General features: G+C 66.7%; 20 protein-coding genes. 10 read left to right on the top strand and 10 right to left on the bottom strand.

What is annotated here, in order from left to right; translation table 11 throughout:
- Positions 1-268 precede the first annotated feature (268 nt).
- On the bottom strand, positions 269-1168 hold the full coding sequence (locus HNP48_RS05580; protein ID WP_184855894.1) for a LysR substrate-binding domain-containing protein: 900 nt from the start codon (positions 1166-1168) through the stop codon (positions 269-271).
- A gap of 165 nt (positions 1169-1333) precedes the next feature.
- Here HNP48_RS05580 and HNP48_RS05575 point away from each other — a divergent pair, with 165 nt between their 5' ends.
- On the top strand, positions 1334-2308 hold the full coding sequence (locus tag HNP48_RS05575) for a DMT family transporter (protein WP_184855893.1): 975 nt from the start codon (positions 1334-1336) through the stop codon (positions 2306-2308).
- A gap of 9 nt (positions 2309-2317) precedes the next feature.
- Here the strand turns inward: HNP48_RS05575 and HNP48_RS05570 are convergent, their stop codons facing one another.
- Positions 2318-2830 carry a MarR family winged helix-turn-helix transcriptional regulator gene (locus HNP48_RS05570; RefSeq protein ID WP_184855892.1) on the bottom strand — a complete coding sequence of 171 codons (513 nt, stop codon included), beginning with the start codon at positions 2828-2830 and terminating at the stop codon, positions 2318-2320.
- A 132-nt stretch (positions 2831-2962) separates the two neighbouring features.
- Between HNP48_RS05570 and HNP48_RS05565 the strand changes: the two genes are divergently transcribed.
- Together HNP48_RS05565 and HNP48_RS05560 are read left to right on the top strand one after the other, a co-directional pair.
- Entirely contained in the window at positions 2963-4042 is a 1080-nt protein-coding gene (locus tag HNP48_RS05565) for an ABC transporter substrate-binding protein (RefSeq protein WP_184855891.1), read from the top strand.
- Positions 4043-4065: 23 nt separating this feature from the next.
- Positions 4066-5052: a tripartite tricarboxylate transporter substrate binding protein gene (locus HNP48_RS05560; protein ID WP_184855890.1), complete on the top strand. Its 987-nt coding sequence runs from the start codon at positions 4066-4068 to the stop codon at positions 5050-5052.
- 25 nt (positions 5053-5077) lie between these two features.
- Here the strand turns inward: HNP48_RS05560 and HNP48_RS05555 are convergent, their stop codons facing one another.
- From HNP48_RS05555 to aceE, 7 genes are all read right to left on the bottom strand, one after another.
- Positions 5078-5659: a DUF2199 domain-containing protein gene (locus tag HNP48_RS05555; protein WP_184855889.1), complete on the bottom strand. Its 582-nt coding sequence runs from the start codon at positions 5657-5659 to the stop codon at positions 5078-5080.
- A gap of 43 nt (positions 5660-5702) precedes the next feature.
- On the bottom strand, positions 5703-6215 hold the full coding sequence (locus HNP48_RS05550) for a DUF4274 domain-containing protein (protein ID WP_184855888.1): 513 nt from the start codon (positions 6213-6215) through the stop codon (positions 5703-5705).
- Positions 6216-6234: 19 nt separating this feature from the next.
- Positions 6235-7434: a hypothetical protein gene (locus HNP48_RS05545; RefSeq protein ID WP_184855887.1), complete on the bottom strand. Its 1200-nt coding sequence runs from the start codon at positions 7432-7434 to the stop codon at positions 6235-6237.
- Positions 7435-7501: 67 nt separating this feature from the next.
- Positions 7502-8392, bottom strand: a complete 891-nt coding sequence (locus HNP48_RS05540) for a DMP19 family protein (RefSeq protein ID WP_184855886.1) — start codon at positions 8390-8392, stop codon at positions 7502-7504.
- 167 nt (positions 8393-8559) lie between these two features.
- Positions 8560-10392 (bottom strand): dihydrolipoyl dehydrogenase, encoded by a 1833-nt coding sequence (lpdA, locus tag HNP48_RS05535; protein WP_184855885.1) that lies wholly within the window; start codon positions 10390-10392, stop codon positions 8560-8562.
- A 15-nt stretch (positions 10393-10407) separates the two neighbouring features.
- Positions 10408-12087, bottom strand: coding sequence for a dihydrolipoyllysine-residue acetyltransferase (gene aceF / locus HNP48_RS05530; protein WP_184855884.1), 1680 nt, complete (start codon positions 12085-12087; stop codon positions 10408-10410).
- A 17-nt stretch (positions 12088-12104) separates the two neighbouring features.
- The gene (gene aceE / locus HNP48_RS05525) at positions 12105-14822 is read right to left on the bottom strand and encodes a pyruvate dehydrogenase (acetyl-transferring), homodimeric type (RefSeq protein ID WP_184855883.1); all 2718 of its coding nucleotides are present in this window, start codon (positions 14820-14822) and stop codon (positions 12105-12107) included.
- Between the two features lie 241 nt (positions 14823-15063).
- On the opposite strand from aceE, the gene HNP48_RS05520 reads away from it, so the two are divergent.
- The 5 genes from HNP48_RS05520 to HNP48_RS05500 all read left to right on the top strand — a co-directional run bounded on the left by HNP48_RS05520 (position 15064) and on the right by HNP48_RS05500 (position 21983).
- Positions 15064-17625 carry a PAS domain-containing sensor histidine kinase gene (locus tag HNP48_RS05520; protein WP_184855882.1) on the top strand — a complete coding sequence of 854 codons (2562 nt, stop codon included), beginning with the start codon at positions 15064-15066 and terminating at the stop codon, positions 17623-17625.
- The gene (locus tag HNP48_RS05515) at positions 17622-18248 is read left to right on the top strand and encodes a response regulator transcription factor (RefSeq protein WP_007848524.1); all 627 of its coding nucleotides are present in this window, start codon (positions 17622-17624) and stop codon (positions 18246-18248) included. The genes HNP48_RS05520 and HNP48_RS05515 overlap by 4 nt, the downstream gene beginning before the upstream one ends.
- A 78-nt stretch (positions 18249-18326) precedes the next feature.
- Positions 18327-19184 carry a bifunctional methylenetetrahydrofolate dehydrogenase/methenyltetrahydrofolate cyclohydrolase FolD gene (gene folD / locus HNP48_RS05510; RefSeq protein ID WP_184855881.1) on the top strand — a complete coding sequence of 286 codons (858 nt, stop codon included), beginning with the start codon at positions 18327-18329 and terminating at the stop codon, positions 19182-19184.
- 40 nt (positions 19185-19224) lie between these two features.
- The gene (locus HNP48_RS05505; protein ID WP_184855880.1) at positions 19225-21270 is read left to right on the top strand and encodes a M3 family metallopeptidase; all 2046 of its coding nucleotides are present in this window, start codon (positions 19225-19227) and stop codon (positions 21268-21270) included.
- A 38-nt stretch (positions 21271-21308) separates the two neighbouring features.
- Positions 21309-21983: a glutaredoxin family protein gene (locus HNP48_RS05500; RefSeq protein WP_184855879.1), complete on the top strand. Its 675-nt coding sequence runs from the start codon at positions 21309-21311 to the stop codon at positions 21981-21983.
- Positions 21984-22076: 93 nt separating this feature from the next.
- Here the strand turns inward: HNP48_RS05500 and rpiA are convergent, their stop codons facing one another.
- Positions 22077-22766 carry a ribose-5-phosphate isomerase RpiA gene (gene rpiA / locus HNP48_RS05495; protein ID WP_184855878.1) on the bottom strand — a complete coding sequence of 230 codons (690 nt, stop codon included), beginning with the start codon at positions 22764-22766 and terminating at the stop codon, positions 22077-22079.
- Between the two features lie 47 nt (positions 22767-22813).
- Here rpiA and HNP48_RS05490 point away from each other — a divergent pair, with 47 nt between their 5' ends.
- A complete protein-coding gene (locus HNP48_RS05490) occupies positions 22814-23872 on the top strand; it encodes a quinone-dependent dihydroorotate dehydrogenase (protein ID WP_184855877.1) in 1059 nt (352 codons plus the stop codon).
- A gap of 198 nt (positions 23873-24070) precedes the next feature.
- Positions 24071-24721, top strand: a complete 651-nt coding sequence (locus tag HNP48_RS05485; RefSeq protein ID WP_184855876.1) for a response regulator transcription factor — start codon at positions 24071-24073, stop codon at positions 24719-24721.
- Positions 24722-24749 lie beyond the last annotated feature (28 nt).

The raw sequence follows: 24749 nt of genomic DNA, 5'->3' as shown, positions 1-24749 counted from the left end.
GGTTCAAGTCCCAGCAGCTGCTGGACCTGAACGGCTCAACGCCGGCCTGGCCGAGCAGCTCGCGGTGCGCGAGGCCGAACTGGAACGCAGCTACCAGGCGCTCAGGGAGGCGGAGCATGCGCAGACGCTGAGCCGCGAGCGCCAGCGCCTGATGCAGGACATGCACGCAGAGCCGACCGGCAGGGGCTTGCGCAACCAGCAGCGCCGTGCCCGGGCGATTGGCGGTGCGTTGGCTGCCGATCCGGCCGGCGAAAACCCCTGCGCGCGATCATCCCTGAGTGCTGCCGCTGCGCCGCAGGTGCTCCACCAGGGCCGCCGCAAAGCCCGAGGGCTCGACGCCCTTGCGCACGCAGATCTGCAGGTCGCGCTGGGCCCAGGGCTCGTCCATCGCCACGACCACCGGCGGCTCAGCCAGGCCCACCAGTTGGACCGCACTGCGCGGCACCAGGCCGATGCCCACACCCGCGCCCACCATGCGGCAAACGGCCTCGAAGCTGCGCACCTGGATGCGCACGTCCAGGTGCCGGCCCAGCGCGGCAGCCGCGTTCATGGTGAAGGTGTGGATGGCCGAGCCCGCATGCAGCATCACGAAGGCATGGTCCAGCACCTCGGCAAAGCCCACCGTCACGCGGCCCGCCAGGGCATGGCCACGCGGCACGATCAGCACCAGCCGGTCCTGCCGGTACGGGGCCAGCGCCACGCCCGCGCTGTTGCCGCTGTCGGCCAGCACCCCCACCTCGATCTCGCCGCTGGCCACGGCCACCACGATCTCGGCGCTGGTGCGCTCCTCCAGCGTCACGCTGACCTGGGGGTGCTGCTTCAAAAAGCCGGCCAGGTCGTCGGGCAGAAAGGTGTGCGTGGCATGGGTGTTGGCCCACAGGCTCACATGGCCGCGGATGCCCGTGGCAAAGGGCGAGAGGTTGGCATGCATCTGCTCCAGGCTGGCCAGCACCTGGCGCGCATTGCGCAGCAAGGCTTCGCCCGCGCGCGTGAGCTGCACGCCGCGGGTCTGCCGCTCGAACAAAGAAGTGTTGAGCGCATCTTCGAGCCGGCGCAGCCGGTGGCTGGCCGAGGACGGGGCCAGGCACGCCCGCGCGGCGCCGCGCGTGAGGTTGCGCTCCTCGGCAATGGCGACAAACAGGCGCAGGTCGGTCAGGTCGTAGTTCATGGGGCGGCACACCAGCGTTCGTCATAAACGAACACATGCTTGCGGGAATAGCAATTGTGCCCTGCAACATCCCAGTGCACCATGGCCACACTCATTAATTGGCTCTATCGCATGCATGCATACCGTTCGCGGTGAGCGCATGCCAACCCTCTCCCACGCTTCCCCATGTCCTCCTGGAAACACTGGCCCGCCGAACGCATCGGCCTGGCCCTGGCCGTCCTGGCCGCCCTGGGCTTCTCGTTCAAGGCCATCTTCGTGAAACTGGCCTACGCCGTGCCCCAGGCCACGCCGGTCGACTCGGTCACCCTGCTGGCACTGCGCATGGCGTTCTCGCTGCCGGTGTTCGCCTGGGTGGGCTGGCGTGCCAGCCGCAGCCTGGCACCGCTGACCCGGCGCGATTGGGCGCTGGTCGCCGCCCTGGGCCTGCTGGGCTACTACGGTGCCAGCATCCTCGACTTCATCGGCCTGCAGTACATCAGCGCCAGCCTGGAGCGGCTGATCCTGTTCATGTACCCCACGCTCACCATCGTGATCGGTGTGCTCTTCATGGGCAAGCGGGCCTCAAAGCGCGAATTCGGCTCGCTGCTGCTGTCCTACGCGGGCATCGGCCTGGCCTTTGCGCACGACCTGCATGTGGCGGGTGACGCCCGGGCCGTGCTCATCGGCGCGGGCTTCGTCTTTGGCTCGGCCGTCTCGTACGCCTTCTACCAGGCGGGCAGCGAATCGGCCATCCGCGCCCTGGGTGCGGCGCGCTTCACGGCGCTGGCGATGCTGGTGTCCACCGTGGCGACGCTGGCGCACTTTGTGGCGACCCAGCCCGTTGCCGCCCTGGCGCAGCCCGCGCCCGTGTACCTGCATGCGCTGGGCATGGCGGTCTTCTCCACGGTGCTGCCGGTGTTCATGACCTCGGCCGCCATCCGCCGCATCGGTGCGGCCCGCACGGCACTGATCGGCAACCTGGGGCCCATGCTGACCATCTTCTTTGGCTGCTGGCTGCTCAACGAGCCGCTGTCGTGGTGGCAGATGGCGGGCGCCGGGCTGGTGCTGGCGGGGGTGCTGCTGATCAGCAAGCGCAGCAAGCCCGCGACATCGCCCACGGCAGACCTGCCGCAAGGACTGGCGGCCAGCAAGGCCGGCTGAGGGCCGCAGTCACATCATGTCGTCGAGGCTGCGCCGCCCACGCTGGCGGTCCGCACCCACGTCGAGCACGATGGAACTGTTCATCACTTCCGCATGGCGTGTGAGGACCGACAGGATCTGGTCCAGCGCCTTCACCTGCCCCGCATCCAGCACCGACACCACCCCCTGGTTGATGCTGGCGATCTGCGGGAACAGCTCCTGGTGCAGCGCCACGCCTTCGCGCGTAGCGGCCACGAGCGCGAAACGGCGGTCGCCATCCTGCACTTCGCGGCGCACCAGCCGCTTCTTGGCCAGGGCCGCGATGACGCGCGAGGCGCGCGCCAGGTCCAGGTGCGCCAGCTCGCTCAGGCGCGAAGGCGATACCGGGCCGCCATCGACCACCAGGCACAGCAGCCGGAATTCACGCCGCGTCACGCCATAGCGCCCTTCGCACAGGCGCACCACGGGCGCGCCGGCCAATGCGTACAGCCGCTGCAGCCGGTAGTTCACGAAATCGTCCGGCACACGGGGATTGCGCAACATTCGGAATGTCTCCTCTTTTCTTCATTAGATGAACCATTGGCCCAGGCCTAAGAATTCTTCGCAAAGAGTTCCCTATGCCACTGGAGACAGCCTGTGCCTTTGTTCGTTCGTGCCTTGATCTTATATGCGGCTGTGCAGGCAGCCGCCGCCCATGCCGAGATCGTGATCGCCCAGGTTTCGCCCACCAAGGGGCCACTGGCCGTCACGGCGGTGGGCAACTACGAGGGGGCCATGGCGTATTTCAACGCCGTGAACGCCAAGGGCGGTGTGAACGGACAGAAGATCCGCTTTGTGCACGAGGACGACCAGTACAAGCCCGAAGAGACCGTGCGCCTGGTCGAGAGCATCGCCGCACAGGACAAGCCGCTGGCCTTCATCAACCTGTTCGGCTCGGCCAATGTGCTGGCCTTGCAGTCGAGCAAGGTGCTGGAGCGCGTGAAGATACCGGCCATCGGCGCGACACCAGGTGCCGAGGCCATGCGCAGCCCCGGCAGCCCCTGGATCTTCCATGTGAGCGCGGGCGACCGCGCGCAGATCCGCCATATCCTGCAGCACCTGTCCACGCTGGGCATCCGCAAGGTGTCGGTCGCCCACCAGGACAACCCCATGGGCAAGAGCGGCCTGGGCCACTTCAACGAAGCCGCGGCGGAACTCAAGCTCGATGTGCTCGGCCGCGTGCCGGTGCCGCCCGTCGGCGAGGCGCTTGCCGGCACGGCCAAGGCCTTGCAGGCGACGGGCGCGCAGGCCTATGTGATGGTGCTGGTGCGCAACAGCGGCGCCGCGCTGGTACGCGACGTGCGCGCGGCCACCGACCGCACGCCCATCTACGGCATGTCCTATGTGCCGGCCGAGGCCATCATGGAAAAGACGCCGCTGGAGTCGGCCATCGGCGTCGGTGTGGCCCAGGTGCTGCCCAACGCCTCGGCCGACAAGACGCGGCTGACGCGGGACTTCCGGGCGGCCATGCGCACCTCCTACCCGAAATCCGAGCCGTCCAACCCGCACCTCACGGGCTACGTGGCCGCCCAGGTGGCGGTCGAGGCGATCACCCGCGCCGGCGCATCCCCCACGCCCGAGAAGGTCACGGCCGCGCTGCGCCAGTTGCGCATGGACCTGGGTGGCCTGCCGCTGGATTTCACCAATGGCCAGAATATCGGCACGCAGTGGGTGGACATCGGTGTCGTGAACCGCCGCGGCCAGCTGATGTACTGAGCACCAACAAGGAGCAAGCTTTCATGGGCATTTCCACCAAGACGATCCGCAGCGCGGGTGCCATCGGCCTCCTCGCACTGGCCACCCTGTCACCCTGCGCCGCATTGGCCCAGGCCTGGCCCGCAGGCCCCGTGCGCCTTTTCGTGGGCTCGCCGCCCGGCGCCCCGTCGGACATCACGGCACGGCTGTTCGCCGACCAGTTGGGCAAACTGGTCAAGCAGCCCGTGGTCGTGGACAACCGCCCCGGGGCCGGCAACAACCTGGCCGCCATGGCGGCGGCCAAGGCCGAACCCGACGGTGCCACGCTGGTCCTGAGCCCGGACACCGTGCTCACGGTGAACCCGCACATCTACAAGAACCGCGATTTCGATCCCAAGACCGATCTGGTGAACGTCTCCATCATCGGCAGCTTCTCGCAGATGCTGGTGTGCCACCCCTCGGTGGGCGTGAAGACGGTGGGCGAGCTGGTGGCCAAGAGCAAGACCGAGCGCATCATGTACGGCTCCGGCGGCCCGGGGGTGCCCGGCCACCTGGCGACCGAGATGTTCCTGGATGCGGCCAAGACGCGCATGGAGCACATCCCTTACCGCGGCCCCGCGCCCGCCACGCAGGCGGTTCTGGCCGGCGAGGTGCAGTGCGGCTTCCTGGCCACGCCCACCGTGCTGCCGCATGTACGCGCCGGCAAGCTCGCCGCGCTGGCCGTCTCCTCTGCCACTCCATCGCCGTTGGCGCCCGAGGTACCCACGCTGGCCCAGGCCCTGCAGCAGCCCGGCCTGGACGTGAGCTTTCGGCTGGTGCTGCAGGCGCCCAAGGCCACACCACCCGCCGTGATCGCCGAACTGGCGAAACGGGCGCAGGAGGTGATGAAGCTGCCAGACGTGCGTGCCAAGCTGCAGAACAGCGACGTGACGGCCCTGGGCACCACCAGCGCGCAGGCGCAGGCCACGCTGAACCAGGAGATGGTGCGCTGGGAGCCGGTGGTGAAGCGGCTGGGGCTGACGGCGGATTGAGGGGCTGGGGACTGCCCCTCATCGATCACCCGGCTGAACCCGCCTTGAGCGATGCCAGCCAAGCCCGGATGGCGTGGATGCGCTCCGGGGGCACACCGCCCGCCTGATCGAGAACCAGCGGATGCTCCCCCGCATCCAGGCGAAACAAGGGCCGCAGGCCCAGCGGCTGAAGGTGCACCTGGAGCGGCAGGCCGAGCGTCACGGGGTAGAAAGGAATGTCCGTGCCCAGAGCCGCGGCCAGCGGGGCCGTGGCCTCCCGGCCTTGCACCGCCATCAGGTCCTGGCAGGCCATGAAGTGCGCCTCGCTCACTTCGGCCCAGGCACCCCAGGAAAATTCCTCGGCATGGCCGTGGATGGACAGCACCACCGAGCCGTACAGGTAAAAGCGCTCATCGTCCACGACGCACAGCTCGCCATTCGTCCAGATGCGCTCCTCGCGTTCCGCCTGCGGGACCATGGCAGCCTGCGTCGGCAGGGACACCGGAATGGAGCCCGACAACACACTGTGGACCATCCCGCAGGACGGGCAGACCTGCTGCGCCTCGGCAGCACGCTCACCCGTTGCAAGGTGTCCGTGTGGCTTGGGAAGGGAGGTATCGGAGGGCATGCGGTGGCCTTTTCCGGTGAGCTTCAGGCAAGCGACAGAGGACTCAGCCTTCGTGGTCCTCGAACAGCGCATAGATCGCCACCGCCACATCCATCGGCAACCCCTCGTCAAAGCCTTCCGGGTGCAGATCGACCAACTCGCTGCCGTTGACCGGCTCCAGCATGAGGGCAGGCACGGGCCGCACCACCGGCACCTTGGGGTAGTCGTCGGGCCGGCCGCCTTCGGAGGTGTACGGATCGAACCCGATGTTGCCCGTGCGGTAGAAGCCCGCTGCATAGCGCTCCTCGATGCGGCGCAGCAGCGTGAAGGTTTCAGGGCTGAGTGCCTGTTCTGCCGAGGTGAACTGCACATGCCAGGCAGCGCCCAGGTACCAATAGATCAGCAGCGCCGTGCCCCGGTCCAGCGCGGGCTGGTCCACCAGCCACTGCAGCAACGGCAGGTTGTCACCGTAGTTGGAGCGCGCAGCATAGACATGCCAGGCAGCGGGAGAGGCTTCGGCCAGGTAGGCCTGGACGATGGCCCGGACGCGGGTATCGATGTCGTTTTCAGAGGTCATGTTGTTGATAAAGGGGGGATCACGCACCCAGCACAGGCGGCCGCCCGACCAGGCTTTGCAGGATGCCCTCGAACAGGGCATTGCCATCGTTGCCGCTGACGGGCTTCCACTGCACATGCTGGGTCACGCGCTGGCGGTGGCGCAGGGTTTCGACCCAGACATCGCGCAGCGGCGTTCTGCAGTGCAGGGCCAGCACCAGCAGGGCCATCTGCTCCTGCAGGCAGAACGCGCCATGCACGCCGCTCTCGCCGTCCTTGAGAATGCGGTTCAACTGGTCGACCGACAACATCAGCTTGCCCAACGCAGCCATGTCCTTGGGCGCGTCCTGCCAGAGGATGGCGCGCTCGGCGGCCCAGAAGGCCAGGGCCCGGGCGTATTCATCGAGGTCTTGCGCGCTGCGCAGCTCGTTCTGGCCCAGGCGGGGATGGCGGTGCCACGGGATCTGCTGGAAGTCGCTGAGCGTGCGCTCGTGGTCCGGGATGAAGGATTTGATGCGGCTGCGCAGCTCGCGACCGCCAACCTCGTCCAGGCGCGCCAGCCAGGCCTCGCGCACGCTGGGCAGCCACCAGCCCACGGAACAGTGGATGTACTGCCGGTCTTGCTCGGGCTGCACGTGCAGGGAAAAGGCCTGCACCGTGGGCCCGTAGCTGCGCTGCACGAAGCGTGCACGCGAATTCACCGGGTGCGGGTGGACCTCGAAGCCCAGGGGCGCGAGCCGCTCCATCAGCGCGCCGCACAGCGTGTCGAGACTGTGCGGCACCCGGGCGGGGGCAAAGCTGCCGGGCGTGGCCTGCACCTTGGGCGGGTCGGCACGCAGGGCCCTTTCGGCAAAGGGCTCGACCGTGCCGTTGGCGTAGACCACCTGGCGGTCCAGCCGGTACAGCGCCCCGCTCTGCGGTTCGAACAATTGCAAGCCTGCATCGGCCGCCACGTGGCCCAGGGTGGAGAGCACGGTGGCGTCCAGCGCCTGCGCATCGACGCCCAGGTTCAACGGCCACTGGTCCAGCGGCCCGAACGGCAGGCCCTCGGTCCAGACCAGGGGCTGGGGCACGCCGTTGGCACCGGCGGCCAGCGGGTAATAGCACTGCACCTCGCGCACAAACTGGTCGAGCATGGCCACCACCCGGGGCGTGGCCACCTGGCTGCGCTTGCACGCAGCCTGGGCGGTTGGCACGTCGGTGGCCGTGATGCGATCGAAGATCTGGACGATGAAGCTCATGGAGAAGCGGCAGGCGCCCGAAAATGTAACGGGATCCGCAGATTGTGCGCAATGCCGCGCCGCGCGGCTACCGGAAAACCTCGTGGGCCCGTGCTTCGATGCCCTCGCACAACGGCTTGTAGAAAGCCGGGTTGTAACCGGGGATCCCGATGTCCTGGTGGATCAGGGCGTAGTAGCGGGTGCCCAGTTCGTCCCAGAGGTCCTCGGTGCCCTTGAAGATGGCAAAGGCGTGCTCGATGCCGTTGCTGGCAGCCTGCAGGCGGGCCGCGGTGGCCTCCTCGTCGAGTGCCATGGCTTCCAGGAGGGCCACGCGCTCGTCCCGGTCCCTGGGGATGCGCTGGCCAGGGAAGACGGCATAGGCCTCGCGCAGGATGTCGGCAAACTCCGTGAGGCCCAGCAGTTCAAAGCCATCCAGTGCCTCGTGGGCCAACTCTCCATAGCTGTTGTAGAAGAACTGCGAGAAGCCGCCGTTGCAGATCTGGCCATCGGCATTGGCAATGGCCCACAGGGCCATCTGTACCGGCGTCATGCGGGCCTGCAGTTCGGCGGCTCGCAGGGGCTTGTCCCACTCCCAGACCTCGGCGATGCGGCACACCGCGTATTCGAAGTAGCTGCTCCAGTCGAAGTCCAGGTCCTTGGCCAGGGCATGCAGCGGACCCGGATTCACAGGTCGGAGATCGGGTGGCTGGGCGGGCTGCGGCTCGCCAGTAGGCAAGGCCAGTTGCCAGCCTGTGCCCAGCCGCTCCCACTCCTGGCCATTGGCATGCATGGCGGCCTCGAAGGCATTGCGGCATTTCTTCGTGTGCAGGGGCTTCCAGACCGCACCAGGGCTGTCCGCAGCCACGCCAGGGCTGGGCTGCAGTTCAGCCGTGTGCACCAGGTGGCCCTCGACGGTCATGCGCACATGGGCCGGAGGCTGGGAGCCGATCCGGCGGATGAAGTGCTGCTGGTATGCCATGGTTCGGGGGTCAAAAGCCATTCCGAATCCTATACCGGGCACCGCGCCGGCCCGGCTGCGCAGCCGTCCATGCATCGATTTGTTCACGGATTCGCCAGGCATGAAAAAAGCCGCACAGGCCCGAAAGCGTGTGCGGCTTTGCTGGAGCAGCTTGCTTGACGGCTTGCTTACTTCTTCTGCGGCGGCACATCCGTGCAGCTGCCATGCGCGATCTCCGCCGCCATGCCGATGCTTTCGCCCAGCGTGGGGTGCGGGTGGATGGTCTTGCCGATGTCCACTGCGTCCGCCCCCATCTCGATGGCCAGCGCGATCTCGCCGATCATGTCGCCGGCATGCGTGCCCACGATGCCGCCGCCCAGGATCTTGCCGTGGCCATGGGCCTCGGGGCTGTCGTCGAACAAGAGCTTGGTGTAACCCTCGTCACGGCCGTTGGCGATGGCGCGGCCCGAGGCCGTCCAGGGGAACAGGCCCTTCTTGACCTTGATGCCCTGGGCCTTGGCCTGGTCTTCGGTCAGGCCCACCCAGGCCACTTCGGGGTCGGTGTAGGCGACGCTCGGGATCACGCGGGCATTGAAGGCGCTGCTCGCCAGTTCCTTGTTGCCCTGGATCTCGCCGGCGATGACTTCGGCCGCCACATGCGCTTCGTGCACGGCCTTGTGCGCCAGCATGGGCTGGCCCACGATGTCGCCAATGGCGAAGATGTGCGGCACGTTGGTGCGCATCTGGATGTCGACGTTGATGAAGCCGCGGTCCGTGACGGCCACGCCGGCCTTCTCGGCAGCGATCTTCTTGCCGTTGGGCGTGCGGCCCACGGCCTGCAGCACCAGATCGTAGACCTGGGGCGCGGGTGCGGTGCCGCCCTCTTCCGCCGCGGCGAACGTCACCTCGATGCCTTCGGGCGTGGCCTTGGCCCCCACCGTCTTGGTCTTGAGCATGATGTTGTCGAAGCGCTTGGCATTCATCTTCTGCCAGACCTTGACGAGGTCGCGGTCGGCGCCCTGCATCAGGCCGTCCATCATTTCCACCACGTCCAGGCGGGCGCCCAGGGTGCTGTAGACGGTGCCCATTTCCAGGCCGATGATGCCGCCGCCCAGGATGAGCATGCGCTTGGGCACCTGCTTCAACTCCAGTGCGCCGGTGGAGTCGACCACGCGTGGATCGTCGGGCATGAAGGGCAGGCGCACGGCCTGGCTGCCGGCGGCGATGACGGCGTTCTTGAAGGCGATGACCTTCTTGCTGCCGGTCTTCTCCTGGCCGGTGGCGCCGCCGGTTTCTTCCACTTCGAGGTGGTGGGCACCGACGAACTGGCCCACGCCGCGCACGGTGGTGACCTTGCGCATCTTGGCCATGGCGGCCAGGCCGCCAGTGAGCTTGCCGATGACCTTTTCCTTGTGGCCGCGCAGCTTGTCGATGTCGAGCGTGGGCGCACCGAAGCTCACGCCCAGGTCGGCCATGTGGCTGACTTCGTCCATGACGGCCGCCACGTGCAGCAGCGCCTTCGATGGGATGCAGCCCACGTTCAGGCACACGCCGCCCAGGGTGGCGTAGCGCTCGACCAGCACGACCTTGAGGCCCAGGTCGGCCGCGCGGAAGGCGGCGCTGTAGCCGCCGGGGCCGGCGCCGAGCACGACCACGTCGCATTCGATGTCGGCATTGCCGCCAAAGCTCGCCGCCTGCGGTGCAGGGGCTGCCGGGGTGGCAGCGGCGGCCGGTGCTGGCGCAGCAGGTGCGGGAGCCGAAGCGGCTGCTGCAGCACCAGCGTCCGCCGCTTCCAGCGTCAGCACCACGGCGCCTTCGGCGACCTTGTCACCGACCTTGACCTTGAGTTCCTTGACCACGCCGGCGTGGCTGGAAGGAATCTCCATGGAGGCCTTGTCGGACTCCACGGTGATCAGGCTCTGTTCGGCCTTGATGGTGTCGCCGGGCTTGACCAGCACTTCGATGACGCCGACTTCGTCGAAGTCGCCGATGTCGGGGACCTTGATGTCAATGGTTGCCATTGCAGGGTCTCCTCGTTACAGCAGGATGCGGCGGTAGTCCGCCAGCAGTTGGCCCAGGTAGGCATTGAAGCGCGCAGCCGAGGCACCGTCGATGACACGGTGGTCGTACGACAGCGACAGCGGCAGCGTGAGGCGGGGCACGAACTGCTTGCCATCCCACACCGGCTTCATCTGGCCCTTGGACAGGCCGAGGATGGCCACTTCCGGCGCATTGATGATGGGCGTGAAGTGCGTGCCGCCGATGCCGCCCAGCGAGCTGATCGAGAAGCAGCCGCCCTGCATGTCGGCCGCGCCGAGCTTGCCGTCGCGCGCCTTCTTGGCGAGTTCACCCATCTCATTGCTGATCTGGATGATGCCCTTCTTGTCGGCGTCCTTGAGCACGGGCACCACCAGGCCGTTGGGCGTGTCGGCCGCAAAGCCGATGTGGTAGTACTGCTTGTAGACAAGGGTGTCGCCGTCCAGGCTGGTGTTGAACTCGGGGAACTTCTTGAGCGCCGAGACCACAGCCTTGATCACGAAGGCCAGCATGGTGACCTTGACCCCGCTCTTCTCGTTCTCCTTGTTGGTGGACACGCGGAAGGCTTCCAGGTCGGTGATGTCGGCCTCGTCGTTGTTGGTGACGTGGGGGATCATCACCCAGTTGCGGTGCAGGTTGGCGCCGCTGATCTTCTTGATGCGCGACAGGTCCTTGCGCTCGACCGTGCCGAACTTGGTGAAGTCGACCTTGGGCCAGGGCAGCAGATCCAAGCCCACGCCGGAGCCACCACCGCCGCCGGCGGGTGCCTTGGCCGCCTGGGCCTTGGTCTGGGTGGCGCCACTCATCACCTGCTTGGTGAAGGCTTGCACGTCGTCCTGGCTGATGCGGCCCTTGGGGCCGGTGCCCTTGACTTCTTCGAGCGGCACACCGAGTTCGCGGGCGAACTTGCGCACCGAGGGAGAAGCGTGGGGCAGGCCTGCCGTGGGGGTGCCAGGCTGGTGGGCGGGTACCGATGCGGCTGCAGGTGCCGGGGCCGCTGCGGCCTGTGCAGGAGCGGGGGCTGCTGCAGCCTGGGCCTGGGCGGCCGGAGCCGCTGCAGGTGCGGCGGCAGCGGGCGCAGCCGCACCGGCCGCACCTTCGAGGATGGCCACCAGGTCGCCGATGTTCACGGTGTCGCCGATCTTGACCTTGAGTTCCTTGACCACGCCAGCGGCGGGCGACGGGATCTCCATCGAGGCCTTGTCGGACTCGACGGTGAACAGCGATTGCTCGACCTTGATGGTGTCACCCACCTTGACCAGCATTTCGATGACGGCCACGTCCTTGAAATCGCCGATGTCGGGCACACGCACTTCCACGGGGCCAGCTGCAGCGGCGGGGGTGGCGGCGGCTGCAGGTGCTGGCGCGGGGGCGGCGGCCTGGGGGGCTGCTGCCGGAGCAGGCGCGGCGGCGGCCGGGGCTGCCGCAGGGGCGCCGGCTTCGGCGGCTTCCACCACCACGATGACCGAGCCCTGCTTGACCTTGTCGCCCACAGCGACCTTGAGTTCCTTGACCACGCCTGCGTGGCTCGACGGGATTTCCATCGAGGCCTTGTCGGATTCGACGGTGATCAGCGACTGCTCGGCCTTGACCGTGTCGCCCGGCTTGACGAGCAGCTCGATCACGCCGACTTCGTCGAAGTCGCCGATGTCCGGGACTTGAATGTTGACCAATGCCATTGTTGTCTCCGGTTCTTTTAAGCGTAGAGCGGGTTGACCTTGTCGGCCTGGATGTTGTACTTGGCGATGGCTTCGGCCACCTTGGCTGCCGGCACCTTGCCTTCTTCGGACAGCGCCTTCAGGGCCGCCACGACGATGTAGTGGCGGTTGATCTCGAAGTGCTCACGCAGCTTGCTGCGGAAGTCGCTGCGGCCGAAGCCGTCGGTACCGAGCACCTTGTAGGTGCGGCCTGCGGGGATGAACGAGCGGATCTGGTCCGCGTAGTTCTTCATGTAGTCGGTGGAGGCGACCACGGGGCCCGTGGTCTTGCCCAGTTGCTCGGCCACGAAGGAAACGCGGGGCGTTTCGGTCGGGTGCAGCAGGTTCCAGCGCTCCACGTCCTGGCCGTCGCGGGCCAGTTCGTTGAAGCTTGGGCAGCTCCAGATGCTGGCGGCCACGCCCCAGTCTTTTTCCAGCAGTTCCTGGGCGAAGAAGGATTCGCGCAGGATGGTGCCGCTGCCCAGCAGTTGCACCGTGGGTGCGTCGGCAGCCAGGGCCGGCGCCTGCTTGCAGATGTACATGCCCTTCAAGATCTGCTCTTCGGTGCCGGGTTGCAGGCCGGGCATGGCGTAGTTCTCGTTGAGCAGGGTCAGGTAGTAGAAGACGTTTTCCTGGCGCTCGACCATGCGCTTGAGGCCATGGTGCATGATCACGCCGACTTCGTGGGCGAAGGTCGGGTCGTAGCTCACGCAGTTGGGGATGGTGCCGGCCAGGATGTGGCTGTGGCCGTCTTCGTGCTGCAGGCCTTCGCCGTTGAGCGTGGTGCGGCCCGAGGTACCGCCCAGGAGGAAGCCGCGCGCCTGCATGTCACCCGCTGCCCATGCCAGGTCGCCAATGCGCTGGAAGCCGAACATCGAGTAGTACACGTAGAACGGGATCATGATCCGGTTGTTCGTGCTGTAGCTGGTGGCGGCAGCGATCCAGCTGGCCATGCCGCCGGCTTCGTTGATGCCCTCTTGCAGGATCTGGCCGGCCTTGTCTTCCTTGTAGTACATCACCTGGTCGCGGTCGACCGGGGTGTACAGCTGGCCCTTGGGGTTGTAGATGCCGATCTGGCGGAACAGGCCTTCCATGCCGAAGGTGCGGGCCTCGTCCACCAGGATGGGCACGACGCGCGGGCCCAGGGCCTGGTCGCGCAGCAGCTGCGTGAGGAAGCGCACATATGCCTGGGTGGTGGAGATCTCGCGGCCTTCGGCCGTGGGCTCCAGCACTGCCTTGAAGGTCTCCAGTGCGGGCACGGTGAAGCTCTCTTCGGCCTTGGGCAGGCGCTTGGGCAGGTAGCCGCCCAGGGCCTTGCGGCGCTCGTGCAGGTACTGCATTTCGGGCGTGTCGTCGGCCGGCTTGTAGTACGGGATCTCGGCCAGCTGGCTGTCCGGGATCGGGATGTTGAAGCGGTCGCGGATGTACTTGATGTCCTCGTCCGAGAGCTTCTTGGTCTGGTGCACGGTGTTCTTGCCTTCACCGGCCTTGCCCATGCCGTAGCCCTTGACGGTCTTGACCAGCAGCACGGTGGGCTGGTTCTTGTGCTCGTTGGCGGCGTGGAAGGCGGCGTACACCTTGGCGGGCTCATGGCCGCCGCGGCGCAGCTCGAAGATCTCTTCGTCGGTCATGTGCTCGACGAGCTTGAGCGTCTCGGGGTAGCGGCCGAAGAAGTTCTTGCGCACGAAGGCACCGTCGTTGGCCTTCATGGCCTGGTAGTCGCCGTCCAGCGTCTCCATCATCAGCTGCTTGAGCTTGCCGGTCTTGTCGCGCGCCAGCAGCGTGTCCCAGCCATTGCCCCACAGGAGCTTGATGACGTTCCAGCCGCTGCCGCGGAACTCGCTTTCGAGCTCCTGCACGATCTTGCCGTTGCCGCGCACCGGGCCGTCCAGGCGCTGCAGGTTGCAGTTGATCACGAAGACCAGGTTGTCCAGGTTTTCGCGCGCTGCCAGGCCGATGGCGCCCAGCGATTCGGGTTCGTCCATCTCACCGTCGCCGCAGAACACCCAGACCTTGCGGTTGGCGGTGTCGGCAATGCCGCGGGCGTGCAGGTACTTGAGGAAGCGCGCCTGGTAGATGGCCATCAGCGGGCCCAGGCCCATGGACACCGTGGGGAACTGCCAGAACTCGGGCATGAGCTTGGGGTGGGGGTAGCTCGAGAGGCCCTTGCCGTCCACTTCCTGGCGGAAGCTGTCGAGCTGCTCTTCGGTCAGGCGGCCCTCAAGGTAGGCGCGCGCGTAGATGCCGGGCGAGCTGTGGCCCTGGATGTACAGCAGGTCACCGCCGTGGTTTTCGCTGGCAGCGTGCCAGAAGTGGTTGAAGCCGGCGCCGAACATGCTGGCCACCGAGGCGAAGGAGCCGATGTGGCCGCCCAGGTCGCCACCATCAGCGGGGTTCAGGCGGTTGGCGCGCACCACCATGGCCATGGCGTTCCAGCGCATATAGGCGCGCAGGCGCTTTTCAATGGCGATGTTGCCGGGGCAGTGGGCTTCCTGCGTTGGCTCGATGGTGTTCACATAGCCGGTATTGGCCGAGAACGGCATGTCGATGCTGCTCTGGCGCGCATGTTCGAGGAGTTGTTCGAGCAGGTAGTGGGCGCGCTCCGGGCCCTCCTTGTCGATCACGGCGGACAGCGCGTCCATCCATTCACGGGTCTCTTGTTGATCGGCGTCGGTACCGATGCCGAAACCGGCCTGTGGGTCGGGCTGAGCTGACATGCTTTTGTCTCCTGTAGATGTGGCAGCAATTTAGATGACTGTCCCTAGTTTCTCACAACTTTTTGCCAATTTCAAATGGTGCCTATTCATATCGCATTATGAGATTTTGCTGCAAGTGCACAAGAACGGGCGTTCGCAAACAGTCTGGCCTCACTGCGCCCATGCATGGCCAAGGATCGTGGACAGCTTTCCCCCGGCTGTCCGTAACCAGGTGTGCGCCTCCTCTACACTTGGGGGCTCCATGCAAGCCACCGATCCCGCGCCCTCCCCCACGGTCTCGCCCATTGCGGCCCCCGCACGCTGGTGGCGCAAGTGGTGGCGCAGCCTCTCGCCCACCCGGCAGGACCGGTTTGCCGCCCTCGCACCCCTGGCGGCAGTGCTGATGTTCCTGGCCGCCATCGTGGCGGCCTTCTGGTACCTGCGCGCCGAAGAGGCCGAGCGCGAGCAGGAAGCCCTGCGCCGCGATGTGGAATACGCCCAGCAGCGCGTGCGCCTGCGCCTGCTGGAGCGCCAGGAGCAGCTCATGCGCATCGCGCGCGACCTGTCCAACCAGGAGCTGGAGCGCTCCGAGTTCGTGAGCCGGGCCGAGACGCTGATCAGCCAGTACCCGGAACTGCAGGCCATCACCTGGATCGATGAGCGCCGCCGTATCCGCGCCAGCCATGCCGCACCCACCCTGGCCAGCAGCGAACTGCGCATTGCCGGCGAGGTGCTCAAGGCCGGTGACACGGCAGACACCTATGGCCTCGCGCGCGACCTGCAGCAGCCCGTCTACGCCCAGCCGCCCGCCTCCCAGGGGGATGTGACACCCCTGCTGCAGTTGCAGGTGCCACTCAACAACCAGGGCAAGTTCAGCGGCGTGGTGCTGGGCGAATACTCCATCGACAGCCTGCTGCGCTATGGCACGCCGACCGAGGTGCTGGCGCGCTATGCCGTGACCATGCTCGACGGCAAGAGCCAGGTGCTGGCCGGCACCCCTTTGGGCCCGCGCAACCCGGCCACGCAGTTCCTGCCCTGGAGCCCGCGCGCCAACGAGTACGAGGTGCCCGTGTCCCCCGTGGGCAACGGCCTGGTGCTGCGCGCCCAGGCCTACCGCACCTCGCTGGGCGTGGTGGGCAGCGGCCTGTTCTGGCTGGTGGGCACCCTCTCGGCCATGACAGCCTGGATGCTGATCGCCACCTGGCGCCACACGCGCCGGCGCATGCAGGCCCAGCAGGCCCTGGTGGCCGAGACCAATTTCCGCCGCGCGATGGAGAATTCCATCCTCACCGGCATGCGCGCCCTGGACATGGAGGGCCGCATCACCTATGTGAACGCCGCCTTCTGCCAGATGACAGGCTGGAGCGAAGCCGAGCTGGTGGGCCTGAAGGCGCCGTTTCCCTACTGGCCCGACTCGGACCACGAGGCCCTGCACGCCAAGCTGCGCGACGAGCTGAGCGGCAAGACCATCGTCGGCGGCTTCCAGGTGCGCGTGCGGCGCAAAAGCGGCACGCTGTTCGACGCGCGGCTGTATGTCTCGCCGCTGATCGACGCCCACGGCCACCAGACGGGCTGGATGACGTCGATGACCGACATCACCGAGCCCAACCGGGTGCGCGAGCAGCTGTCGGCCTCGCACGAGCGCTTCACCATCGTGCTCGAATCGCTCGATGCTTCGGTCTCTGTGGCGCCGCTGGGCAGCGAGGAGCTGCTGTTTGCCAACAAGCTGTACCGCCAGTGGTTCGGCTCACAGACCGGGGGCCACCTGCAGCTGGTGGCCCAGGCCGGCGTGGTGCCCGTGGCCAACAGCACCAGTTCGGGCGTGGACGACGAGGACGGCCTGATGGGCCTGCCCACCGACACGCTGACCAGCGCCCGCACCGAGAACGCCGAAATCTTTTTACCCGACCTGGGCAAGTGGCTGGAAGTGCGCTCGCGCTACCTGAACTGGGTGGACGGCCGCCTGGCACAGATGGTGATCGCCACCGACATCACGCCGCGCCGCCAGGCCGAAGAGCAGGCCTCGCGCCAGGCCGAGCGCGCCCAGTCGGTGAGCCGGCTCATCACCATGGGCGAGATGGCGTCCAGCGTGGCGCACGAGCTCAACCAGCCGCTCACGGCCATCAACAATTACTGCAGCGGCATGGTCTCGCGCATCCAGAGCGGGCAGTTGACGGAAGAAGCGCTGCTCACCGCGCTGCAGAAGACGGCCCACCAGGCCCAGCGCGCGGGGCAGATCATCCAGCGCATCCGCTCCTTCGTGAAGAAGAGCGAGCCCAACCGGGCCCTGGCCGATGTGCACTCCATGGTGACCGAGGCCGTGGAACTGGCCGACATCGAGCTGCGCCGCCACCATGTGCGCCTGACCCTCTATATCGCCGCGCGCCTGCCGCCCGTGATGGCCGACACCATCCTGATCGAGCAGGTGCTGGTGAACCTGATGAAGAACGGCGCCGAGGCCATCCAGCAGGCCAACCGCCCCACGGCCGGCCGCAGCGTGGAGCTGCGCGTGGTCCCCAAGACCATCGACGACCGCGGCGTGGTCGAGTTCTCGGTGCTGGACACGGGCAAGGGCCTGGCGCCCGAGGTGCTGGAGCGGCTGTTCGAAGCCTTCTTCTCCACCAAGCAGGAAGGCATGGGCATGGGCCTCAATCTGTGCCGCAGCATCGTCGAGTCGCACCAGGGCCGGATGCATGCAGAGAACATCTACAATGGTTCCGAGGTCACCGGCTGCAGGTTCTCCTTCTGGTTGCCGCTTGCCAAGCCTGCCGATGACACTACAAATTCTGTAGCAAACGCACACACTCCAAGGACAATTGCATGAGCTTGATTCCGAAAAAAGGCACCGTATACGTCGTGGACGATGACGAAGCGGTCCGAGACTCCCTGCAGTGGCTGCTGGAAGGCAAGGACTACCGGGTGCGCTGCTTTGATTCGGCCGAGACCTTTCTGTCGCGCTACGACCCCCGCGAAGTGGCCTGCCTGATCGTGGACATCCGCATGGGCGGCATGACCGGCCTGGAGCTGCAGGACCGCCTGATCGAGCGCAAGTCCCCCCTGCCCATCGTGTTCATCACCGGCCACGGCGACGTGCCCATGGCCGTGAACACCATGAAGAAGGGCGCGCTCGACTTCATCCAGAAGCCTTTTGACGAGGAAGAGCTGGTCGGCCTGGTCGAGCGCATGCTGGACCATGCCCGCGAGGCGTTTGCCGGCTACCAGCAGGCCGCCAGCCGCGACGCCCTGCTCTCCAAGCTCACCAGCCGCGAGGCGCAGGTGCTCGAACGCATCGTGGCCGGCCGCCTCAACAAGCAGATCGCCGACGACCTCGGGATCAGCATCAAGACGGTGGAGGCGCACCGCGCCAACATCATGGAAAAGCTCAACGCCAACACCGTGGCCGATCTGCTGAAGATCGCCCTCGGCCAGAATGCCCCCAAGGGCTGACGCATTCCTCTCTACTTATGACGGCTGCTGGCGCTTGCGCGTCCAGCGCCAACAGCATTTTCGACCGGTATTTTCGATATGACAGCCCAACTCATCGATGGCAACGCCCTCTCCCGCCAACTGCGCACCGACGTGGCGCAACGCTCCGCTGCCCTGAAAGGGCGCGGTGTCACGCCCGGGTTGGCCGTCGTGCTGGTGGGCGACAACCCTGCCAGCCAGGTCTATGTGCGCAACAAGGTCAAGGCCTGCGAGGACAGCGGCCTGCACTCTGTCCTGGAGAAGTACGACGCCGACATGACCGAGGCAGCGCTGCTGGCCCGCGTGGAGGCACTCAACAACGACGCCAGCATCCACGGCATCCTGGTGCAGTTGCCTCTGCCCAAGCACATCGACGCGCAGAAGGTCATCGAAGCCATTTCGCCCGCCAAGGATGTGGACGGCTTCCACATTGCCAGCGCAGGCGCGCTGATGACCGGCATGCCTGGCTTCTGGCCCTGCACCCCCTACGGCTGCATGAAGATGCTGGAGAGCATCGGCTACCCCCTCAAGGGCAAGCACGCCGTGGTCATTGGCCGCAGCAACATCGTGGGCAAGCCCATGGCGCTGATGCTGCTGGGCCAGAACGCTACCGTTACCGTTTGCCACAGCGCCACACAGGATCTGAAGGCCCAGACCCTGCAGGCCGACGTGATTGTGGCGGCCGTGGGCAAGCGCAATGTACTGACCGCCGACATGGTCAAGCCCGGCGCCGTGGTGATCGACGTGGGCATGAATCGCAACGATGAAGGCAAGCTCTGCGGCGACGTGGATTTCGAAGGCGTCAAGGAAGTGGCCGGCTGGATCACCCCCGTCCCTGGCGGGGTCGGCCCGATGACGATTACCATGCTGCTGGTGAACACCATCGAGGCCGCCGAGCGCACGGCAGCAGGCCGCTGAAAAACCTTGAACCTACGCCCCGAGGCGCCATCTACACCGCATGAGCAACGCCCTTCTCGAATTTTCCGGCCTTCCCCAGTTTGACCGCATCACCCCCGAGGACGTCGCCCCTGCGGTCGATGTTCTGCTCGGGCGTGCCAACGCGGCGCTGGAGGCGGTGACTGCCCCCGACTTTCCCGCCCGCTGGGATGCCATTGCCAAGGTGCTGGACGTGGCCACCGAACAGCTGGGCACGGCCTGGGGTGCGGTGAGCCATCTCAACAGCGTGGCCGACACGCCCGAGTTGCGCGCCGCCTACAACGCCGCCCTGCCCCGTGTCACCGAGTTCTGGACCCGCCTGGGCGCCGACGAACGCCTGTACGCAAAGTACAAGGCCATCGATCCGGCCACGCTGACCAGCGAGCAGCGCCAGGCGCACAAGAACGCCGTGCGCAACTTCGTGCTCAGCGGCGCAGAACTGGTGGGTGCCGCCAAGGAGCGTTTCGCCCAGATCCAGGAGCGCCAGGCCGAACTGAGCCAGAAGTTCAGCGAAAACGCCCTGGATGCCACGGACGCCTTTGCCTACTACGCCACCGAGGCCGAAGTCGATGGCATCCCTGCCGACGTGCTGCAGGCCGCACGCGATGCCGCCCAGGCCGAAGGCAAGGAAGGCTACAAGCTCACCCTGAAGATGCCGTGCTACCTGCCGGTGATGCAGTTCGCGCACCAGAGCGCGCTGCGCGAGAAGATCTACCGCGCCTATGTGACCCGGGCCTCCGACCAGGCCGAGGGCGATGCCCGCAAGTACGACAACACGGCCTTGATCGGCGAGATCCTGGCCCTGCGCAAGGAAGAGGCGCAACTGCTGGGCTATGCCAACTTCGGCGAAGTCTCGGTCGTGGCCAAGATGGCCGATTCACCCACCGAGGTCGTCACCTTCCTGCGTGACCTGGCGCACCGCGCCCGGCCCTATGCCGAAAAGGACGTGGCCGATCTGCGCGCCTTTGCGTCCAGCCAGCTCGGCCTGGCCGACCCGCAGTCCTGGGACTGGCCCTATGTGGCCGAAAAGCTCAAGGAAGCGCGCTACGCCTTCAGCGAGCAGGAGGTCAAGCAGTACTTCACGGCCCCCAAGGTGCTGGCGGGCCTGTTCAAGATCATCGAGACGCTGTTTGAAGTGGCCATACGCCGCGACAGCGCGCCCGTATGGAACCCCGCCGTGGAGTTTTATCGCATCGAGCGCGGCGACACGCTGGTCGGCCAGTTCTACCTGGACCAGCCGGCCCGCACCGGCAAGCGCGGCGGCGCCTGGATGGACGATGTGCGCACGCGCTGGCTGCGCCCCGACACAGGCGTGCTGCAGACCCCGGTGGCGCACCTGGTGTGCAACTTCGCCAGCGGCGTGGACGGCAAGCCGCCGCTGCTCACGCACGACGATGTGATCACCCTGTTCCACGAATTCGGCCACGGCCTGCACCACATGCTGACCCAGGTGAACGAGCGCGACGTCTCGGGCATCGGCGGCGTGGAGTGGGATGCGGTGGAACTGCCCAGCCAGTTCATGGAGAACTTCTGCTGGGAGTGGGATGTGCTCAAGCACATGACGGCCCATGTGGACACGGGCGAGCCCCTGCCGCGCGCGCTGTTCGACAAGATGATCGCAGCCAAGAACTTCCAGAGCGGCATGCAGACCCTGCGCCAGATCGAGTTCTCGCTGTTCGACATGCTGCTGCACACCGAGCACGATCCCGCAAAGGACATCATGCCTCTGCTGGCCCAGGTGCGCGCCGAGGTGGCCGTGCTGCAGCCGCCGGCCTTCAGCCGCACGGCGCATACCTTCAGCCACATCTTCGCGGGCGGTTATGCTGCGGGCTATTACAGCTACAAATGGGCCGAGGTGCTGAGCGCCGACGCCTATGCGGCGTTTGAAGAAACGGTGGGCAGCGATGGCCAGCCGAGCGCCGAAACCGGCCGCCGCTACCGCGAGGCGATCCTGGAGGCCGGCGGCAGCCGCCCGGCCATGGAGTCGTTCAAGGCCTTTCGGGGCCGCGAGCCGCGCCTGGACGCCTTGATGCGCCACCAGGGCATGGCCGAACCGGTCGCGGCCTGAGTTTCCCCTACAACCAACGGATCCCGAGGAGAAAGACAATGCGCAAGAACCTGCTGTCCCTGCCGATGCTGGCCCCGGTGCTGGTCCTTCTCGCCTGTGCAGGGGCCCAGGCCCAGACGGTGTACCGCATCGTCGGACCCGATGGCAAGGTCACCTTCTCGGACCGGGCGCCGGACAATGCGAGCAAGGCCACGGCCACCACCACCAACCCGGCGACAGGCGCCGCGGGCAGCGCGGCCGGCCTGCCGCAGGCGCTTTCGCGTGTGGCGCAGCGCTTTCCCGTGACGCTGTACACCGGCAGCGACTGCGCGCCCTGCGTGAGCGCGCGCAGCCTGCTGATGAGCCGGGGCGTCCCCTTCACCGAACGCACCGTGAACACCAACGAGGACCTCGAGGCCCTGCGCAAGCTCAGTGGAGACACCTCGCTGCCCTACGGCACCATCGGCGCGCAGCGCATGGTCGGCTTCCAGGACACGGAATGGACGCAGTACCTGGATGTGGCAGGCTATCCCAAGACCTCCCAGCTGACGGCAGGCTACCAGCGTCCGCCCGCCACGCCATTGGCTGCTGCAGCCCCCGCAGCCCCCGCAGCCCCGGCTGCAGCAGCTCCCGCCTCGGATGCAGCAGCAGCCACCGCCGCCTCGCCACGCACGCGCCCGGCCCCCTCCACCGAAGGCCCCTCGCCGACCAACCCGGCAGGCATCCGGTTCTGAACCGGCGGGCCAACGCCCCCATGGCAATGGGCCGCAACTGCGGCCCATTGTCTTTTCTGTGGCGCCGCCCCGGGGATCGGGGCCCGCACGGAATCAGTAGCTCAGCGTCTTCACGCCCTGCGCTGTGCCCAGCAGGCACACCGAGGCTTTCTGGTGCGCGAACACGCCTACCGTGACCACGCCAGGCCACTGGTTGACGTCGGACTCGAAGGCCAGCGGGTCGGTGATGGACAGGCCCGTGACGTCCAGGATGTGCTGGCCGTTGTCGGTCACCAAGGGCTGGCCATCCTTCTGGCGAATCGTCGCCTTGCCGCCCAGGGCCGCAAAGCGGCGCGCGATGTGGGCTGCCGCCATGGGTATCACTTCCACGGGCAGCGGGAACTTGCCCAGCGCGGGAACGAGCTTGGATTCGTCGGCGATGCAGACGAAACGGCCGGCCAGCGCGGCCACGATCTTCTCGCGCGTGAGCGCTGCACCGCCGCCCTTGACCATGTGGCCCTGGCCGTCGATCTCGTCGGCGCCGTCGATGTACACCGACAGCGATTCGACTTCGTTGGCGTCGAACACGGGAATGCCCAGGGCCTTCAGCCGCTCGGTGCTGGCCACGGAGCTGGACACGGCACCCTTGATGTCGCCCTTCATGCTGGCCAGGGCATCGATGAACTTGTTGACGGTGGAGCCCGTGCCCACCCCCACTATCTCGCCAGGCACCACGTATTGCAGGGCAGCCTGGCCTACGAGGGCCTTGAGTTCGTCTTGGGTCAGGGGGGTAGAGGTCGTCATGAGGGAAAATCAGCGGTTATTGCGCAATTATCCCCTGTCATTCCTCCATGTCCCTGATCCCCTACGCCCTCACCCGCCCTTTCCTCTTCGGCATGGATGCCGAAGCCGCGCATGAACTCACCATGGACATGCTGGCCCGCGGGCAACGCACGCCGCTGCAATGGGCCTGGTGCAACACGCGGGTGGACGACCCCATCGAGCTGGCGGGCCTGACCTTTCCGAACCGCGTGGGCATGGCTGCCGGGCTGGACAAGAACGCGCGCGTGATCGATGCGCTGGGCGCCATGGGTTTCGGCTTCGTCGAGGTGGGAACCGTGACGCCCAAGGGCCAGCCCGGCAACCCCAAGCCACGCATGTTCCGCCTGCCCGAGAAGCGCGCACTGATCAACCGCCTGGGCTTCAACAACGAAGGGCTGGACGCTTTCTTGCGCAATGTGCAGCAATCGCGCTTTCGCGACCAGCCCCAGGGCCGCGGCCCACGCATGCTGCTGGGCCTGAACATCGGCAAGAACGCCAGCACGCCCATCGAGAACGCCACCAGCGACTACCTGACTTGCCTGGATGGCGTGTACCCGCATGCCGACTACGTGACGGTGAACATCAGCTCGCCCAATACCCAGAACCTGCGCGCCCTCCAAAGCGACGAGGCACTGGACGGCCTGCTCGGTGCGATCGCTGCGCGCCGCGAAGTGCTGGCAACACAGGCCGGCAAGCGCACGCCCATCTTCGTGAAGATTGCGCCCGACCTGAGCGAGGAGCAGGTCTCCGTGATCGCCGCGACGCTCCAGCGCCATGGCATGGACGGCGTGATCGCCACCAACACCACCATAGCCCGCGATGCCGTCAAGGGCCTGCGCCATGCCGAGGAGACCGGCGGCCTGAGCGGAGCCCCGGTGCTCGAAGCCAGCAACCACGTGATCCGCCAGCTGCGCGCCGCGCTGGGCAGCCAGTTCCCCATCATCGGCGTGGGAGGCGTGATGAGCGCCGAGGATGCGGTGAGCAAGATACGCGCAGGTGCAGACGTGGTGCAGATCTACACCGGGCTGATCTACGAGGGCCCGGCGCTCGTGACCCGGGCAGCGCAGGCCATCAAGGCCATGCGCTGAGGACATGTCCAGGGGGCAGGCTGCGAGCGCGACGATGATTCCACCAACTGGTAAAAAAATCGCGATGACACAGCACGGACGCCAAGACCATGGCATAGTCGGATCGATACCAAATGTGTCTTCCGATGGCGATCCCATCCAATCCGACGTGCCTGTGTCGCCCTGCGACGCCACGGCGATGCCCTGCACTTCCAACCCATGAACGTTCTTGTCATTGACGACCACTCCCTGTTTCGAGAGGGACTGCGCCTGTTGCTCGCCGAGCTTGGCTTCGGCATAGACACCCAGATCGCGGGCAGCTGCGAAGAAGGGCTCGAAAAACTGCGGGCGCGGCCCGCAGACGTCGTGTTGCTCGACTGGCACATGGAAGGCCTCTCCGGGGCCGACGCCATGGTGGCCATCCGCGAACTGGTGCCCCAGGCGCGCCAGATCGTGCTGTCGGGCGAGAAGAGCGCAGCGCTGGTGCGCACCGCGATCGACAACGGTGCGGTGGGCTTCATCGCCAAGGACTCCGAGCCCGAGACCCTGCTGCTCGCCCTCAACACCATTGCCTCGGGCGGAATCTACCTGCCAGCCACCCTGCTCTCCGGCCCTGCGCGGACAACGCCCGCCGGAGAGAGCCACCTGCCCAGCGAACTCACCCACGCCTTCCCCGAGCTGACCCAGCGCCAGGGCGATGTGCTCGCCGCCATCCTGCGCGGCCTGCCCAACAAGGTGATTGCGCGCGAACTCAACATCAGCGACCAGACGGTGAAATCCCACCTGAGCGTCATCTTTCGCCAGCTCAACGTGCAAAGCCGCACCGAGGCGGTCTACGTCTGCGCACGGCAAGGCGTGCGCATCGCATGAGATAAACCACCGCCCGAGGGGCGCTTGG

Origin of the sequence: Acidovorax soli (assembly GCF_014207955.1) — a bacterium.
In the GTDB taxonomy this organism is placed as follows: domain Bacteria; phylum Pseudomonadota; class Gammaproteobacteria; order Burkholderiales; family Burkholderiaceae_C; genus Acidovorax; species Acidovorax soli_A.
Note: the sequence above shows the minus strand (reverse complement) of the source record. Positions and strands in the feature narration are given on the sequence as shown.